This window comes from Flavobacterium sp. (assembly GCF_027484205.1).
In the GTDB taxonomy this organism is placed as follows: domain Bacteria; phylum Bacteroidota; class Bacteroidia; order Flavobacteriales; family Flavobacteriaceae; genus Flavobacterium.
The window spans coordinates 232788-250055 of record NZ_JAIXUB010000025.1 but is presented as its reverse complement, the minus strand read 5'-3'; the positions used below and the strand labels follow the sequence as shown (position 1 = coordinate 250055).

At 29.3% G+C, this 17268-nt stretch carries 13 protein-coding genes; 2 read left to right on the top strand and 11 right to left on the bottom strand.

The window, feature by feature from the left end:
- Window positions 1-2: 2 nt before the first annotated feature.
- From Q0049_RS13580 to Q0049_RS13535, 10 genes are all read right to left on the bottom strand, one after another.
- Window positions 3-1517: a hypothetical protein gene (locus tag Q0049_RS13580; protein ID WP_298120779.1), complete on the bottom strand. Its 1515-nt coding sequence runs from the start codon at window positions 1515-1517 to the stop codon at window positions 3-5.
- Window positions 1518-1532: 15 nt separating this feature from the next.
- The gene (locus tag Q0049_RS13575) at window positions 1533-2339 is read right to left on the bottom strand and encodes a trypsin-like serine protease (protein WP_298120777.1); all 807 of its coding nucleotides are present in this window, start codon (window positions 2337-2339) and stop codon (window positions 1533-1535) included.
- A 150-nt stretch (window positions 2340-2489) separates the two neighbouring features.
- The gene (locus Q0049_RS13570) at window positions 2490-3734 is read right to left on the bottom strand and encodes a pentapeptide repeat-containing protein (RefSeq protein ID WP_298120775.1); all 1245 of its coding nucleotides are present in this window, start codon (window positions 3732-3734) and stop codon (window positions 2490-2492) included.
- A gap of 11 nt (window positions 3735-3745) precedes the next feature.
- Complete coding sequence (locus Q0049_RS13565) at window positions 3746-4888, bottom strand: restriction endonuclease subunit S (RefSeq protein ID WP_298120772.1); 1143 nt, start codon at window positions 4886-4888, stop codon at window positions 3746-3748.
- Between the two features lies 1 nt (window position 4889).
- Window positions 4890-6452 (bottom strand): type I restriction-modification system subunit M, encoded by a 1563-nt coding sequence (locus tag Q0049_RS13560; protein WP_298120769.1) that lies wholly within the window; start codon window positions 6450-6452, stop codon window positions 4890-4892.
- Between the two features lie 136 nt (window positions 6453-6588).
- Window positions 6589-7593, bottom strand: coding sequence for a hypothetical protein (locus Q0049_RS13555; RefSeq protein ID WP_298120766.1), 1005 nt, complete (start codon window positions 7591-7593; stop codon window positions 6589-6591).
- Between the two features lie 770 nt (window positions 7594-8363).
- Window positions 8364-9545 carry a leucine-rich repeat domain-containing protein gene (locus tag Q0049_RS13550; RefSeq protein ID WP_298120763.1) on the bottom strand — a complete coding sequence of 394 codons (1182 nt, stop codon included), beginning with the start codon at window positions 9543-9545 and terminating at the stop codon, window positions 8364-8366.
- A gap of 268 nt (window positions 9546-9813) precedes the next feature.
- Window positions 9814-10389 carry a Crp/Fnr family transcriptional regulator gene (locus tag Q0049_RS13545; protein WP_298120760.1) on the bottom strand — a complete coding sequence of 192 codons (576 nt, stop codon included), beginning with the start codon at window positions 10387-10389 and terminating at the stop codon, window positions 9814-9816.
- Window positions 10390-10405: 16 nt separating this feature from the next.
- The gene (locus Q0049_RS13540) at window positions 10406-11026 is read right to left on the bottom strand and encodes a response regulator transcription factor (RefSeq protein ID WP_298120757.1); all 621 of its coding nucleotides are present in this window, start codon (window positions 11024-11026) and stop codon (window positions 10406-10408) included.
- Between the two features lies 1 nt (window position 11027).
- Window positions 11028-13010, bottom strand: coding sequence for a sensor histidine kinase (locus Q0049_RS13535; RefSeq protein ID WP_298120754.1), 1983 nt, complete (start codon window positions 13008-13010; stop codon window positions 11028-11030).
- Between the two features lie 141 nt (window positions 13011-13151).
- Between Q0049_RS13535 and Q0049_RS13530 the strand changes: the two genes are divergently transcribed.
- Together Q0049_RS13530 and Q0049_RS13525 are read left to right on the top strand one after the other, a co-directional pair.
- Window positions 13152-15332, top strand: a complete 2181-nt coding sequence (locus Q0049_RS13530) for a LamG-like jellyroll fold domain-containing protein (protein ID WP_298120752.1) — start codon at window positions 13152-13154, stop codon at window positions 15330-15332.
- Between the two features lie 86 nt (window positions 15333-15418).
- Window positions 15419-15976 carry a sugar O-acetyltransferase gene (locus tag Q0049_RS13525; RefSeq protein WP_298120749.1) on the top strand — a complete coding sequence of 186 codons (558 nt, stop codon included), beginning with the start codon at window positions 15419-15421 and terminating at the stop codon, window positions 15974-15976.
- Between the two features lie 53 nt (window positions 15977-16029).
- Here Q0049_RS13525 and Q0049_RS13520 read toward each other — a convergent pair whose 3' ends face one another.
- Window positions 16030-17220 (bottom strand): pyridoxal phosphate-dependent aminotransferase, encoded by a 1191-nt coding sequence (locus tag Q0049_RS13520; RefSeq protein ID WP_298120746.1) that lies wholly within the window; start codon window positions 17218-17220, stop codon window positions 16030-16032.
- Window positions 17221-17268 lie beyond the last annotated feature (48 nt).

The window sequence follows — 17268 nt, the reverse complement described above, 5'->3', positions numbered from 1 at the left end:
GGTTATTTAAGGAATTTACCAAATAAGAAACTGGCACTAATACCAACTAAATGATTATCATTAACTTCTTTCCATTGCACTTCAAAATTGATGGATGATTTTCCGTCTTTGTCTTTTAAACTGAACGGTATACCCAATTTCCAATTGGTTTTAGAATAATATTGTCCAAAATTTTTCTCAATTGCTGGACTTATACCAATCCACGGTCTTGCAAAAAAAACGGTTTCAAAACGCGCAACACCTGTTATAAACCTATCAAAACCATTTGGCAAAACATACACATCTGTGCTTTCTGTTACAGCCTGATTGATTATATAAGGATCAGTAGGCGTTCCTGTTCCAGATATAGATTGTTGTGTAATGGTTTGAAAAGGCATCGTTTCTGTTTCATCAACTAAAATGTTATTATTATTAAAGGCACTCAATTGCGCAGTTAAATATAAAGACTGTCCAGCTGACCATTTAACTAAATTAGTATACGTTCCTGTAATTTTTAAAGGATAAAACTCTGTTGACCTTGGTTTAGTTGTGGTATTTTCAGATGGTGAAATAGTGTACTTTTTTTGACCAATTGGCGCAAAAAAATCAATATTTCCCCAATGATCCCATAAATATTTATATAACTTATTTTCTTTAACAAATTTTATTTCTGCATTGGCAATTTCTTCATAATAAGAATGGTATTTCTCTTTTATAAATTCTTCTTGCTTTTCTTTTAGTTTTCCTTCGTTGTTATTTGGAGCGTCATATATAGTTTTTATTTTTTTTAATTCATCGTCAATATCATTGCTAACGTATTTTTTTATTTTAGTATCATATTCCTCTAATAAATTTTTGCGGTATTTTTTTATAATTTCTTTTCTATTAACCGAAACTTTTTTCTCACAATTTAGTTTATCGCTAAAATTTATTATTCCTTTTCCAATTAATGTTACTTTTCCTGTTATTCCAAGATCTGTGTTGTCTAATTTACCATTTTTTACAACTGTTGCAAATTTATCGCCAGCTTTAGCTTTAAAACCTACACTGAACAACCATTTCATTCGATTTAGTTTAGATTCGCCTCTAATGTCAAAATTAACTCCAAAGGATAATGATGAATCGTCTGCATCTAATGTGGTATAATATTTTTCTAATGACAAATCGCTTCCACCATTAAAATAAGTTGCTACTTCATCTGCAAACAAAATATTCAACATCTTATTATTAAAAAGCTTTTGTGATTCCAAACTGTTTCTTAAATTGTAAATTGAATTAAAATCTGGAACAGGATTAACTATGGCATCCAAAAAAGTTTGCGCTTTGTTTCTCACAAAAATTTCCCCACTAAAAAAACGCCTAGCATAAATACTTAATGAATCAATATGATATTTATAAATTAAAGCGGTATTCTTTAATTCGTCTTTATCTTTTGGTATAATTTTTAATGTTTTACCTTGATACTTTACTTCATTTTGTTGAGCAGAAACAGAAAATATTCCAGCTAAAATCGTCAAAATAATAATTGTTTTTTTCATGATTTTCTATTTGATTTACGGTATAGTTATGCCTTTATTGCTACAAAAAGCTTGTAGTTGCTGATAAACTTCTTTTGTAATTAATGTTCCTTTTGCACAATCATATTTACCATTTTTATCGGGTTTGCTATCACCATTGGTATGGATTGCAATGACTGTTGGAACACCATTATTTAGATACCAAATTGGAGCGCCACTGTCGCCATGTTCAGTTTCAAAATCATAGCGTAAACAATTACAATTTGCATCATAATTATAATTAATTGTTTGGTCATATCTCGGTACGCATTTTGGATTTTCTGATGGATAACCACATTTATAAATAATACCATAATCTTTATTTGGGTTATACACTTCAAATGCAAATACTCCGCCAACCACTTGATTAGCTGTGTTGTTGTTTAAAATAATAAAACCCCAATCGTCTTGAACAGTATATTTTTTCTCGTCATTACCACTAATGATATTATCGTTTTGTTTAGTAACAACAAAATCTTTGGTCAATTGAGTAGTACAATCTGTGGCGCCAATGTTTAAGTCAATTTCTTTTACTCTTGTAAAAATAAATCCTTTTCTTTTTCTAACATTATGTCCAGCTGTAAGCATTACTTGTGGGTGAATAAAAAAAGCGGTGCCTGAATACGTTTTGCCTCTTTTTGGAAAAATATGTGCAATGTAACTCAATGGAGCGTTCATTGATGCTGCATTAATTAATACATTTCTACCTTCAGTTACATTAGTGCATTGAGAATAATTTCTATTTGAAAATAGAAAAAATAAAATTATAATAAACCCTAATAAAAATTGTTTACTTGTTTTCATACCTTAAAATTTTAAAATTAAACACTATCAAAACTATATTTTATTTACTATTTATTATTAGGTTTAACCCTATGCAAACTAGGGTAAAACTCTATTTTTACAAAAACAGTTGTAGCGACAATCCTTTTTACAATTGTGTTTGTAAGTTCATTATTTATATTTTCTAAAGGCTTGTATAAATTGATATATTCCGTATCCAACAAATGTTTTTCCTAAAAAATCAAATACATAAAACCACGCACTAGATAATGTTGTATTTTCTATATAATCAAATTTATGAATTGGGTTTAAAAACTCAATAAACAATTTGAATCCTTCACTAAATTCCCATTGAGAAATATGCCAATTAAAAATATACTTATCAGTTGTTAATAAAGAACAATAAAAGAAAAACCAACCAACTACAATAATAAAAACAAAAGCACTTATGTAAGATGTTCCATGATTGTTTGATACCCGATTTAAGAATAAATTAGCTCTTTCAAAAAAATTAGAAAAACCGTTTTCAAGTTTCAATTCTTCTAAAAGAGCATCTTTTTCAATAGCTTTAAACTTTAAAGATTCGGCAAGATTCATTTGAGATTCTAAATTACTTTTTAGTATTCTAAAAGTCTCTCTTTTATTTTTTAGCGGTATAAAAGCTGTTTCAGAAACTGCTGTTTCATAGTCTTTCTCTGTTTTAGTAATAATAGTTTCATAGTCATTCAAAATAAAATCAAACAATCCTAATTTACCCGTAATTATTGCCAAAGACAAATCAAAACCTTTTTCAACTTTTGCACCTCTTAAAAGTAAGAGTTTGTCAATTAATGAATAAGTAAACAAAACATCTTCTTTAAAAGTTACGGCTGATAAAACTACAATATTCATAAAGTCAGTTTTGTAGAATATAGTTTTATTGTAAAAAACACACCTCCAAAAGTCTGCTAAATTACTGAAAGTTGTATTTCTGAAATTTACGTTTCCTTTAAAATGACAAGTTCGAAAACGCATTTTTCCATCAAAAACGGAGTCTTCAGCATTAATTTGTTTGCCTTCAATAAAAGTACAGTCTACATAAGTTTGAATTCCTTTGAAACTATGTAAAACCAAATTATCATTAAAATCACAATTATCAAAGGTTATATTAGCTTCAATCTCTGAAATTTTCACTTCTTCATTGAAAGAACATTTCTTAAATTCAAAATTGAAAGCATCATTTAGAGTAATATATTTTTTTGATATATTTCTAAAAAAAAATGCACTTAATGGGAAGCTTATTTTATAATTAAAAATTATTTTGTCATTATTATTTCCAACGCTAATTTTTGTATAAACTTTGTAATCCAAATCAGAATTATAATCTTTTACCAGATAATCCGAAAATTCTCTTTCATTGTTAATTATTACTTCCATAACTTTTGATTTTAAACAAACAGCTGCTGCAACAACCCTTTTTTATACTGATTAGTCTGCTCTAATTGCTTACCAATATGATTTATTTTCTCATCAATCGCCGAAAGAAAATTTGCGATTTTGGTTTGTTCTTCGATTTGTGGAATACATATTTCAATCTTTTCTATTGTATTTTTTGACAGACTTGGAACTCCTGAGGCTTCACTATATAACCTCCAATTAATGGTTTGAAATGTATAATATACAAATTTTGGAATCGCATTAATAAAATTATAAGTGTAAAATAATGTATCAACTGTCCAAATTTTTTCATTAAAATACATTGGTTTGTCTATCGTTCCTTTTCTTCCAATGCAAACTGTTTCTCCATCATATAAATAATTATCAACATAGCACATTAAACCTCCTGTTCCATAAACTGGAATATCTCCAGACTGTAAATGTTTATAATCCTTCCCGCTTCCAATATTTAGAATTTGCCCTATTAATTTCTCTTCCCAATCCGCAAAATCATTTCCGTTATCATCTTTAAATCGAATTTCCTGAGTAAAGATTTTTTGCATTATTCCTCTTTTATACTGTTCCAAAAGATTTTTCTTTTTGGTTAATTGGTTGAGTTTGGTGTCAACTGCTGAAAGGAAATTGGCGATTTTGGTTTGTTCTTGTAATGATGGTATTTCAATGTTAAGTTTATTAATTGTTCCTAATGATAAATTTTTAATTGTTGTTCCAGTAAGTTCCGAATTAAAATGGTTGATTACTTTATTTGATTGTAATATGTAATAAACATAACTTTTATCGTTTTCGTTATTTACATTAATATAACAAGCACTTTTGCCTAAAATAATATTTTCATTATTATAATTTGCTAAACTACCAATAGTACCATTAATTGATAATAATATTGTTTTATTTGATAATGGTTTTTTGTTTTTTTTAAATTCAATTTCACCAACTTTTTTAGTAGTTTCAAAAAACTTTATAGTACCATCAACTAAATTATTTCCATTAATAAAATAGTAGTCTCCATTTTCATCATATTTTGGTGTTGAATGTAAACCATCACCTATTTTTGTTGTAATCTCTTTCAAAGAAATTATTTTATATTCCCCATTAAACTCAGGAAACCGCAATTTTGGTTGTAGTGTTTCCATCTTAAAAAGGCGTTTTAATGTTTAATTGTTTGCAAAAATCGGCAATAGTAGCGTTAGTGTTGGCAATCGCTAAATCTAAATCATGCAATTCTGTAGCAATGGCATCAATATCTATACTTGCTACTTCTTCAAATGTATCTACATAACGTGGTATGTTGAGGTTGTAGTCGTTTTTTTCTATATCGGCTAATGGTACTACTTTGCTGTACTTATCCTTATTGGTACGCTCTGTGTAGGTTTTTACAATAGTTTCTACGTGTTCATCAGTGAGTTTGTTTTTGTTACCGTCTTTATCAAAACCTTGCGAGGCATCAATAAACAAAACATTGTCGTCGTTTTTTCGGCACTTGCTCAATACCAAAATACAAGTTGGTATTCCTGTTCCATAAAAAATATTTGCAGGCAATCCAATAACGGCATCCAAGCAATTCAATTCTTTTATTAAATATTCTCTAATGGTAGCTTCTGCTGAACCTCTAAACAAAACACCGTGAGGTAACACGCACGCCATGGTTCCGTTATCGGCTAATTGATACAACATGTGTTGCACAAAAGCAAAATCGGCTTTACTGCTTGGTGCTAATTTGCCATATTGACTAAAGCGTTCATCGTTCTCATTCAATGGGTTTTCTTTGCCTTTCCAGTTAGCAGAAAAAGGCGGATTTGCCACAATAGCCTCAAAACGTTGGTCAATATGTTGTGGGTTTTCTAAGGTATCTTCTTGTTTAATGTCAAAGTTACGATAATGTACATCGTGCAAAATCATGTTCATTCGTGCTAAGTTGTATGTGGTGCGGTTTAGCTCTTGCCCAAAAAACTCATCTACTTCAACTTCCCGTTTTACACGCAACAACAACGATCCTGAACCGCATGTTGGATCGTACACGTTTTTAAGTCGTTTTTTTCCAGTTGTTACAATCTTTGCCAAGATTTTAGACACTTGTTGAGGTGTGTAAAATTCACCAGCTTTTTTGCCTGCGCCACTTGCAAACTGAGCAATTAAATATTCGTAAGCATCGCCTAAAACATCGGCATCAGTATCTTGTAGTGCAAAATCAATTTTATCTAAATGAAACAATACTTTAGCAATAAGACTATTTCGGGCTTCGGTAGTTCTTCCTAATTTGGTACTGCTTAGGTCTAAGTCTTCAAACAATTTATTGAAATCGTCTTCACTTTCGGTTCCCATTGTACTTTGTTCAATACTTACTAAAATACTCTGCAAATCTTCTAAGATGAAATTGCTTTCGTTTTCGGTATTGGCATTTCCTTTTTTTGCAATAGAACTGAATAATTCATTAGGTTTCAGGAAGTAGCCTAATTTTAGTAACGATTCTTCTTTTATGGCTTGTAAATCATCAACATCGGTCACTTTTAGATAATCTTTGATGGTTTCGGTTTCTAAAAGGTTATTGGCAAAAATAGATTGTTTTTCAGATAAGTATTTATAGAAGATAAACCCTAAAATATAATCCCGAAACTCATCGGCATCCATTTTGCCACGTAATTCGTTGGCAATATTCCAAAGTTGTTGTTCTAGTAGTTTCTTTTGTTCTTCTGACATTATGTTGTTTGATTTATTTATTGGCGTTTTATTGTCTATTCAAACCTAACAAAACTATTACATTTTAACAAGTTTAATTTTAAGTAAAACATAAAATTGATTTAAGAATCAAAAATTGAATTTTAACTTTCTATTACTATTCATTTAATTCTTCTAATTCTTCTACATATTCTTTTCTTAACATATAATTGTTTTCTTTAAATTCTTTAAAAATGGTCATTAATCTTTTCTTTTGTCTGTGACAAATTCTACATAAAATAAAAATGCAAAACATACTAAATAAAGTTATCCCATAAGTAATGAAAGTATGTGTTTCACTTACCTCAAATCCTTCGAAAAGTGTGATGCCATCATTAACTACTATCAAAAAATAACTAACAGCAGGAAACCAAAAAATCCATTTTGCAAATCGTTCTTCATTTTTTGAATTTTCCAGTTCGACACCTGCAATTTTAAGAGGTGGTAAATTGAAAATTTCATTCATCGATAAATGATTATAATGGTATTTTCTTCTAATATAGTTAATGGAGGATATAGCTTCTATTCTTTCAGATTCATTGACATTATCGAGATAATACTTAAAATCGATTGTGTTTCCTTCATTTGTATATCTATCGGTTATAGCATTCATAGAAATAATCAAATTTGAAATTTCTCTTTTAATTGTGAACCTTAGAATTCCAAGTAAAAAAATAAAGGCAATCCCCAAAATTGAGCCTAAGTTATTAATATCGAATGAATAACCAAATAAAGGAATATTCATTGTTTGGATATTACTGATTTTATTTTCAATTAATTTTTCACATTTTTTCTTTTCTAATTCAAGAGATACTTTGGTATTTAGTGTATCTCTTTTGGGTGAATTTTTATTATGCTTTTTGCATTTAATCATTTCTTTCTCAAGATTTATAATTTTTTCGGTTGAATCTTTTATTCTTTGTTCCGTCCAATTATCTTTGTGCGTATTAAAAATAGCTATCCATGCAAGTATAATTATTATCATGATAGAGTACATGACACTTCTAGTGTTGGAAGAAGTTGCATTAGAAGTATTACAAATATCTTGAATGGAAGAGTCTATTTTTAGATCTAATCCTTTTATTTTTTCAATAGCTTCTTTCTTGAATTTTTTTTCTTTCATATTTTAAATTTAATAAATTAAAATTATATCGAATATAGAAGTATTTAGACCAAAATGGAAAGGGAAAACAACCCTTTTTTAAAGTATAAATACTATTTGTGTTTTATCTATGAAATTGACATGTAATTAATTAGGAATTTTTATCCAGCCAAAAATTGATGCAATAAGAATAATAAAGGTTATTATATCAATGATGTAAGATATAATTTCAAATGTAGAGATTTGAGGTTTAGTTGCTTTTTTATTACCTCTTTTTTTATTTGATTTCATCGGTTTAAGGGTTTTAAAATTAAACATTTATATAAATGTTAACCGATAAATCACAAAATGCAAAACCCCATTACAAATATGCAAAAGATTTTTTTCTTGTCAATTTTTTTTCTACGAAATAGGTTAAAACTCGATGAACTGCATTTTTTATGTCTTAAATGCTCTTGTACGTCAATAAAACCGGCTATTTATCATTTTAAATCGTATTAAAATTTTTATTGAGCCAAAAAAAATCGCTGAAACAATCTATTTTATCGATGAAATAAATATATTAGTGAAAAAAGATGATTTTATTTAATAAAAGTGCTATTACTTATATACTGGATTTATTACCTTGTAGTAATCAAATTCTTTTGTGTGCTAATGATTTAAAAATTATAAAATACAAGTGATTCTTACAATTTTATAATACAATAGTTTTGAGCATTTTTATAAATATAGAATAATTGCAAAAAAAAAGCCCTTTCAAAAACTTGAAAAGGCTTTTTTGAACTAGGGTTTTATTTTTTTAGTAAACGTAATGTTTTGGTATTTTCTCCTTGCGATACTTTAAGATTATAGAATCCTGATGCATAATTTGATCCTATTTCTACAATATTCAAAGCATTTGTATCCAATATTCTTTTTTCTATCAATTTTCCCATGATATCATAAATATCTAATTCAACCTTTTCAGTAGAAGAGGAATTTAAAAGTAACTTGAAATTTTCCTCAAATGGATTTGGATAAGCAAGTAATTGAAAATTAGTATAATTTTGAATAGGTACACTCAAGAGCGCACAATCTGTAGAAAAGTTAGTGAAAGAATCTTTTACAATTCCAATTGTGGTTTGTGCTATAAAAACATCATTTACTAAAATGCAAGTTAAGTTTGGGTTGCCAAAACTATAAATATTAGAAATAGCAGGAGTATTTCGGATATCCAAGACACTCAAGTTACAATTTGTAAAATATAAATCGTGTAAATTAGTTAAACCGTCAATGTTTAAATTGGTCAATGGATTGTAACTGCATGCTAAAACGTAGAGACTTGTCAAGGAGCTAATATTTAGGCTAATTATATTGTTATTACTACAGAATAAACTCGCTAAGTTATTCAAACCAACAACATTTAAATCAGTTAAACTGTTAGAATCACAATTCAAAACTGTAAGACTTGTTAAACCAGTAAGATTAAGCGTTGTTAAAAGATTTGTCGAACAATAAAGCTCATTGATAGAATTGAGGTTTGTTAGTTGTAAACTTGTTAATTGATTGGATGAACAGTTAACATAGGAAAGATTGGATAAACCGTTAATGGACAAATTTTGTATTTGATTATAGGAGCAATCTAAGTAAGTTAAATTTGTTAAACTATTGACATTCAAGCTTATTAAATTATTATTTACTATTTTCAGATAAGTCAAACTTGTAAAATCTTGAATGCCTTCAAGACTGTTAATACCACTTGCGTTAATGATTAGAGAAGTGATTCCGCTGATATTGCTTGTAAGCACTTGACCATCAATAATATTATCGGAGCCATTAGCAATAAGGAAACCTTCAAAATTAGAATCAGAGATCATTGTGTATTGAGCTTTTGCACTTTGAAATGACAAAAAAGCCATCATACATAAAACAAATAATTTGAATTGAAACAATTTGTAAATGCCAAATTGATTCTTTTTGAATCTTTTTTTCATGACATTAAATTTTAAGTTAGTGAGTTCGGGTATTTTCGTATATAAATATAAAAAGAATCAGAATCAGAACATTCTTAAATTTTTCAATTTTTTCAAAAAAATAGATGAAAGAATAAAAAAAGTCGACTAAATGATGATTTTTGAGTATGTGGAAAGTTGATTTTCTATAATTTCAAATCAGGAATCTTAAAATGAGAATATAACAAAGTATAAATTTGATTTACAGGATATTAGAAGGTGTGAAGTAATACGCCAAACAAGTTGAAAATCATTTTCTCAATAACTTACTTTTCATCTTACTAAAAAATTCAGGTGTAACACCAATATAAGACGCCAAGTGTTTTTGAGCTACTTTCTGAATTAAAGTTGGGTATTTTTTGCACATTTTTTCAAATCGTTCTTCAGCAGATAAACTCAAATTATCCATCAAACGTTCTTGATGTGCTACAAGAGAATTTTCGGCTAGAATTCTGAAAAAGCGTTCAAGTTTTGGAATTTCTTTATAAAGTTCTTGATGATTTTCTTTTGAAATTACGACTACTTCAGCATCTTCCAATACTTCAATAAAAAGATTACCAGGTTTTTCGGAAATGTAACTGTACATATCACCAATCCACCAACCTTCGCAAGCAAAATGCAAAACGTGTTCGATAATGTTATCATTAATATTGAAACTTCTCAAGATACCAGAATTTACAAAGTAGGTACTGTTAGCAATTTCACCTGAACTCAATAAAATGGTTTTGGCTTTAAATTGTTTGGTTTCTATTTTTGATAACAATAAAATTTCTTCTTCAGGAGTTAAAGAAACATGTATGGAAATGTTTTGAAGTAATTTTGACATACTTCAAAAATAGGATTTATTTTTTAATATTTTGAATTGCCCAAATTAACAATGCATTTTTTTCTTTCGGAATTCCTAATTTTTCAATGATTTTTGTTCGATGACCTTCAACAGTTTTTTCAGATAGAAATAACAATTCGGCAATTTGTTTACTTGTTTTTTGAGTAGCAATTAACTCAATAATTTTTCTTTCAGATAAGGTTAAGACGGATAGTAAATCATTTGAGTTGTTTGTATGTAATTTAAAATCGTTATGCATAGCTGTAGAAAAATATTTTTTCCCATTTTCAATTTCTTTCAAACAATTTTCTAAATCGGGAAAAGCTTTGTCTTTTAAAATATAGCCATAAATATTATATTCTTTTGCCTTATTCAAAATACTCATTTCATTGTGCATAGTAAGCAAAACAATTTTAGTTTGACTTTTATTTTCAAATATTTTTTGGGCTACTTCTATACCGTCAATTCCAGGCATATTTAAATCTAAAATGGCTAAATCTGGTGTGTGGAGTTGAATGTAATTTAATGCTGCTTTGCCATTAGAGCAAGAGCAAACCACTTTATGTCCCATTTTTTCAACATAAGAAACGGTACCTTGTAAGGTTAAAGGATGATCGTCGGCTATTAAAATTTTCATGTTATTTTTTAATTTCGATTACGATTTTTGTTCCTTTTTCAGAAGACGATATAGTAGCAATACCACCAATTGCCTTGCTTCGTTCTATAATGTTGTGTAAGCCAAAGGCATCTTTTGATTGCAAGGTTTCTTCAACATTAAAACCAATACCGTTATCAATAATTTCAACAGTAATTTTTTCAGATGTTTCTGTGATTGTTATTTTTGCAGCAATGGCATCAGCATATTTTATGATGTTTGTTACAGCTTCTTGAACAATACGGTAAACTTGTAACTCTTTTTCAGAAGTTAAATTATTTTGATAATTAAATTCAGAAGAAATCATGAACTGATGAGTGTTTTCAATGCGCTCGATAAATTGTTCTAAACTATTTACTAATCCAATTTTTTCAAACATAACGGGATGTAAATTTCTACTAATAGCTCGAATGTCATTGATAATCGTATCTACTTTTTCATTTAACTGTAAATGATTGGCTTCAAATGAGTTTTTTAAAGTAAGTAATTCATGACTAACGCTATCATGCAAATCAGAAGCAATTCGTTTGCGTTCTTCTTCTGTTTTGTCTAATAAATTTTTAGTAAATTGTTGCGATTGTTCTTTTTCTTTAAATAATTTCATTTGTTTTTGTTTTAAATAGTAAATAAAAACACTTAATAATGAGGCTATGAAAACTAGTGCTAAAGCAAAAATAGTTGTGTTTTTCTTTGATATGATTTCATGCTGAAGTTGTATTTCTTGTTCTTTTTCTTTTGTTTCATATTTAGCAGCAAGGGCTAAATTTTCTAATTTGTTTTGGATGTTTGATAAGCTATCTTTGGTTCTATAGGCTTCTTGTGTGTATAAAACAGCTTTTTCGAATTCTTTATTTTGTAATGATTTTTCGAGTAAAACATTATAAAATAGATTGGCACGTTCGTAGTTTTCGTTAGCAAGAAGATTTGGTAGCGCTTTTTCAATGTAGCTTGTATTACAATTTTTCACATCATTTTTTATTTCAAATAATGCTAAAGCTGCTTGATAATCATTTTGCCAATTCTGTGAAGTGTTTCTTGCAGCAATGGGTTTAATTCTATCTAAAACAATTTTTGCTTCCTTTATTTTGTTTTCATTTAATAAAGCTTCAATTTCATAATCTGATAGACAAAGCAATAACACATCACTGTCAAACTTGCTCTTTAAATACTCATTATAAGTGGTATGAATGTAATTGTTCTTTAACTGAGTTTTGCTAAAAAAACCATAAACAGAGCATTTATTATATTTAGCCATGAAATAATCATAAGTATTTCCTTCTTCTTTGAATACTTTTATAGCTTCATTAGCACTATTAATAGCTTTTTCAAAAGAACCAATTGATTTGTAAATGTTAATGTAATTTAAATGTACAGAAACAATACTTTCTTTATCTCTAATTCTTTCAGAATAAATTCTGGATTTTTCATTGGCTTCAATGCTAAGTTCAATGTCTCCGAGTATAAAATAAGCATAAGATAAATCATAGTAGGCACGCGCTATTTTATAACAACTCTTGTAATCGTCAGGTTCTAATGCTGTAATCTTTAAAAAGTAATCTTTTGCTTTCTTTACGTTGTCTTTGTCAAATTCTAAATTTGCATAATAATTGTCTACATGAGTAGTTTTTAAAGCGGGTAATTTGTTTCTGTATTTTAAATTAAATTCATCAACAGTTTTTGTTAATCTTGGGTCAAAATCATAAAAATAAACAAATTTGGTTGTAATTACATCTAATATTTTTGACGCATTGAGATATTCTTTATTGGCTAATTTTGTATTATAATATTTGAAAAATACTTTTAAATAATATTCCTTATCCGCTTTATAGTTATCATTTTGTCTCAACCAAACTTTTGTTGAATCTTCTTTAGGAGGAGTAACTTTTTCAAAATAAAAGTTCTCTTTTTTATGTTGACAAGCACTATATAATAGGATAAGAGCTAACAGTATTATGCTTTTTTTCATTAGAAACGTGAATTGTTTTTTTTACAAATGTATTTATTTCTTTAAAGAATAAAAGAAACTACTTCATTTCGAGGGTTAACCCTTACATAAAAATTCATAGGATTGCCACAACTTTGTAACCTAAATCAAAAAGGTATTCAAATGAAAAAACAATTACTATCAAAATTAAAAACAGCAACACTTTTAAGTTATTTTTTTATAATTCAATTTGGCTATTCTCAGCAAGGACAAGCACTTCATTTTGATGGATCTAACGATTATGTTATGTGCGGAAGTTTTTTACCTTCTTCATATACTAAAGAAGCTTGGATTTATATTGAAAATTTAAGTTTACAAAATAATATAATTTCAGGAGGAATTTCTGATGGTCAACATGCTTTTTGGGTTCCAAATACTAATTCAAGTAAACTGTCTGCAGGTCACAATGGCTCGTGGTTTGATGTTCAAGATTCTGAACCATTGTTAGCAAATACTTGGTATCATGTTGCTGTAACTTATGATGCAACAACTACAACACTAAAATTGTACAAAAATGGTAATTTGGTTGCTACTAATACGAACGTACCACAAGTTTCAAATGGCAATATAATTCGATTAGGTTCTTTTGATGATGGCGTAAATGTGTTCAACGGAAGAATGGATGAAGTAAGAATTTGGAATAGAGTTCTAACAGCTTGTGAAATACAATACAATAAAGATACAGAATTAGCCTCAGGACAAACGGGTTTATTAGCTTATTATAAATGCAATCAAGGAAATGCAAATCAAGATAATGGTAGTGAAATTGATTTATTAGATGCTACAGCTAATGGGTTTGATGGTGCAATAATAAATTTTCAATTAAATGGTACAACTTCTAATTTTATTGCTCCAGGAAGTTCAGTAAATGGAGTTGTAGGAACTTTATACAACTCATTAGTTGTAAATACAACACAAATTTTTTGTAATGCGGCTCAAGTATCAAATCTAGTAGCAACTGGCTCAGGAATAATTAATTGGTATAATGTTGCCACAGGTGGAACTCCTTTAGATGCTACACAAAATTTAACAACTGGCAACTATTATGTTTCACAAACAACAGGAATTTGTGAGTCAAACCGAATTGAAGTTAGCGTTGAGGTAAATAGTACTTCAGCACCAACAGCATCAAATCAAACTTTTGAAGCTAATGCAACTGTTGCAAGTTTAGTTGCTACAGGTTCAAATTTAAAATGGTTTTCACAAGCTTCTGGCGGAGAAGAATTGAATCCTACAACTATTTTAACATCAGGAACTTATTATGTTTCGCAAACGAATAATGGGTGTGAAAGTACAAGAGTTCCGGTAAATGTAATTATTAATGGAGGATCATTAAATTTTAATGGTTCAACTGATAAAGTGAATTTGAGTTTGGCTTTAAATAGTGCAATTGATCCAATAAATACTTTCACTGTGGAATCATGGGTATATCCAACAGCAATGGATAACGATTTTGGAAACAATGTAGGAGTGATTATTGGAAATTACAATACGTTAGTAGTTGACATGCAATTTATGTTGAGAAAAGAAGGAACAGCTTATCAATTTTGGGTAAATGATAGTGGGACAACTAATTTTAAAGCCGTAACGGCATCAAATGCAGTGGTGTTAAATCAATGGCAACATGTTGCTGGCGTTTGGAATGGATCAGATTTAAAGATTTATATTAATGGCGTTTTGGCAAATACAACAACAGGAGTTACTGGAGCAAGTTTTAAATCTCAATTAAACAACCCAATTCAATTAGGTAAAAATTTGTCAAACGAAAAATTTGTAGGTAATATTGATGAAGTAAGACTTTGGACAAGAGCATTATCTGCTGAAGAAATAATGAATAATTTGAATTGTGAATTAGGAGCTACTCAAACGGGATTATTAGCTTATTATAAGTTCAATCAAGGAATTGGGAATGCTACTAATACATCTGTTACATCACTGATGGACAGTAGTGGTAATAATTATCTTGGAAGTTTAAATGGTTTTACTTTAGACGGAGCAATTTCTAATTGGTCTAATATTGGATCAGTTGCTAGTGGAGTTAATTGTTCTCCTTTTCTGAATGTAGCTTCATTTGATGATTCAAATTTGAATTTATATCCAAATCCAACTTCTGGAATTGTAACTATTTCCTCTTCAAAACCTATATCAGAAGTAGTTGTTTTAAATATGTTAGGTCAGACAATAATAAATAAAAAGACGAATGATTTAGAAGTTCAAATAGATTTATCCAATTTTTCTAAAGCAACTTATTTAGTAAAAGTGATTTCAGAAGGAGCGATAAAAACCATGAAAGTAATAAGATAAGTATAGTTTTTTTTAGTTAGCGAAGACCGTCTTTTAGGCGGTTTTTGTTTTATATAAAATAGTATATTTGATGATATTAATATTATATGAAAACCGAAAAAGAAAAAATGCTTGATGGCGAAATTTATTTTGCTAACGATAAAATTTTAATGGCTGAGCGATTACGAGCAAAAAAGTTACTTCATAGATTGAATGTCACTGAATATGTAATGAATGGAAATTCAAGAAATATTCTACGTGAATTGATGCCCAATGCTCACAAAAGATTATACATCGAGCCACCATTTCATTGTGATTATGGTTATAACATTCATTCAGGTGAAAATGTGTATTTTAATGTGAATTGTGTGGTTCTTGATACGATGAAAATCGAAATTGGTAACAATGTTTTCTTTGGCCCAAATGTTCATATATACACAGCAACGCATCCACTCGACGCCGTTGAAAGACGAACGGTTGAGTTTTCAAAACCTGTTTCAATTGGTGACGATTGTTGGATAGGAGGAAACTCCGTAATTTGTCCAGGTGTAAAAATAGGAAATGGTTGCACAATTGGTGCAGGTTCTGTAGTAACTAAAGATATTCCAGACAATTCTCTAGCCGTTGGAAATCCTGCTAAAGTGATTAGAAAATTAAATCAATAAAAAAACCTCAAAGTTTGAATTTTGAGGTTTGTTATTTATTTGTAATTTGGATTTTATACCAATGCTTCTTTAATACGTTTCATTGCCTCAGCTAATAACTCTTCACTTGTTGCGTACGAAAAGCGAATACAATTTGGATTACCAAAAGCATCACCAGTTACAGTGGCAACATTAGCTTCTGCCAACAAATACATAGAAAAATCATCAGCGTTATTGATTAATTTTCCACGTAAAGTTTTTCCGAAATAGTAAGAAACATCAGGGAAAACGTAAAATGCACCTTCAGGAACATTTAGTTTAAATCCTGGAATATCTTTTACCAATCCAACTACTAAATCTCTACGGTTTTTAAATGCAGTAACCATTTCGTTCAATACGCTTGGATCAGCATCAACAGCAGTAATTGTAGCTCTTTGCGCAATAGAATTTGCTCCAGAGGTAACTTGACCTTGCATTTTAGTACAAGCTTTTGCAATAACTTCTGGCGCACCAATGTATCCAATTCTCCATCCAGTCATGGCAAATGCTTTAGCAACACCATTTACGGTAATAGTTTTGTCAAACATTCCGTCAATAGTCGCTATGCTGCAAAAAGTTCCAGAAAAATTAATGTGTTCGTAGATTTCATCTGAAACTACATAAATATCGTTTGGTTGATTCAGGATTACTTTTGATAAAGCTGTCAATTCCTCACGACTATAAACAGAACCACTTGGATTACATGGCGAACTGTACCAAATCATTTTGGTTTTTGGTGTTATCGCTTTTTCTAATTGTTCTGGTGTAATTTTGAAATCACTTTCTACCGAAGTTGGAACTTCAACTGGAATTCCACCAGCCATTTTGATAATTTCAAAGTAAGAAACCCAATATGGAGCAGGAAGAATTACTTCATCACCATCATTAATCATACATTGAGCAATGTTATATAAAGATTGTTTTGCTCCTGTAGAAACGACAATATTGGCAGGTTTATACTCTAAATTATTATCGCGTTTAAATTTTCTACAAATGGCTTCTTTCAGTTCCATATAACCATCAACTGGCGAATAAGTTGAGTAGTTTTCATCGATGGCTTTTTTAGCAGCTTCTTTTATAAAATTGGGTGTGTTGAAATCGGGTTCACCCAAACTTAAACTGATAATGTCTTTTCCTTGTGCTTTTAATTCTCTAGCCAATGCTGCCATGGCAAGAGTTTGTGATGTAGATAGTTGATTAATTCTATCTGATAATGGATTACTCATTGTTGTGTTGTTGATTAAAACATTTATATAAATTTAAACCATCAAGAG

Excerpts from the sequence above, each read along its gene's own strand:
- Q0049_RS13580 (WP_298120779.1), bottom strand. The coding sequence starts at position 1,517 with ATGAAAAAAACAATTATTATTTTGACGATTTTAGCTGGAATATTTTCT.
- Q0049_RS13575 (WP_298120777.1), bottom strand. The coding sequence starts at position 2,339 with ATGAAAACAAGTAAACAATTTTTATTAGGGTTTATTATAATTTTATTT.
- Q0049_RS13570 (WP_298120775.1), bottom strand. The coding sequence starts at position 3,734 with ATGGAAGTAATAATTAACAATGAAAGAGAATTTTCGGATTATCTGGTA.
- Q0049_RS13565 (WP_298120772.1), bottom strand. The coding sequence starts at position 4,888 with ATGGAAACACTACAACCAAAATTGCGGTTTCCTGAGTTTAATGGGGAA.
- Q0049_RS13560 (WP_298120769.1), bottom strand. The coding sequence starts at position 6,452 with ATGTCAGAAGAACAAAAGAAACTACTAGAACAACAACTTTGGAATATT.
- Q0049_RS13555 (WP_298120766.1), bottom strand. The coding sequence starts at position 7,593 with ATGAAAGAAAAAAAATTCAAGAAAGAAGCTATTGAAAAAATAAAAGGA.
- Q0049_RS13550 (WP_298120763.1), bottom strand. The coding sequence starts at position 9,545 with ATGAAAAAAAGATTCAAAAAGAATCAATTTGGCATTTACAAATTGTTT.
- Q0049_RS13545 (WP_298120760.1), bottom strand. The coding sequence starts at position 10,389 with ATGTCAAAATTACTTCAAAACATTTCCATACATGTTTCTTTAACTCCT.
- Q0049_RS13540 (WP_298120757.1), bottom strand. The coding sequence starts at position 11,026 with ATGAAAATTTTAATAGCCGACGATCATCCTTTAACCTTACAAGGTACC.
- Q0049_RS13535 (WP_298120754.1), bottom strand. The coding sequence starts at position 13,010 with ATGAAAAAAAGCATAATACTGTTAGCTCTTATCCTATTATATAGTGCT.
- Q0049_RS13530 (WP_298120752.1), top strand. The coding sequence starts at position 13,152 with ATGAAAAAACAATTACTATCAAAATTAAAAACAGCAACACTTTTAAGT.
- Q0049_RS13525 (WP_298120749.1), top strand. The coding sequence starts at position 15,419 with ATGAAAACCGAAAAAGAAAAAATGCTTGATGGCGAAATTTATTTTGCT.
- Q0049_RS13520 (WP_298120746.1), bottom strand. The coding sequence starts at position 17,220 with ATGAGTAATCCATTATCAGATAGAATTAATCAACTATCTACATCACAA.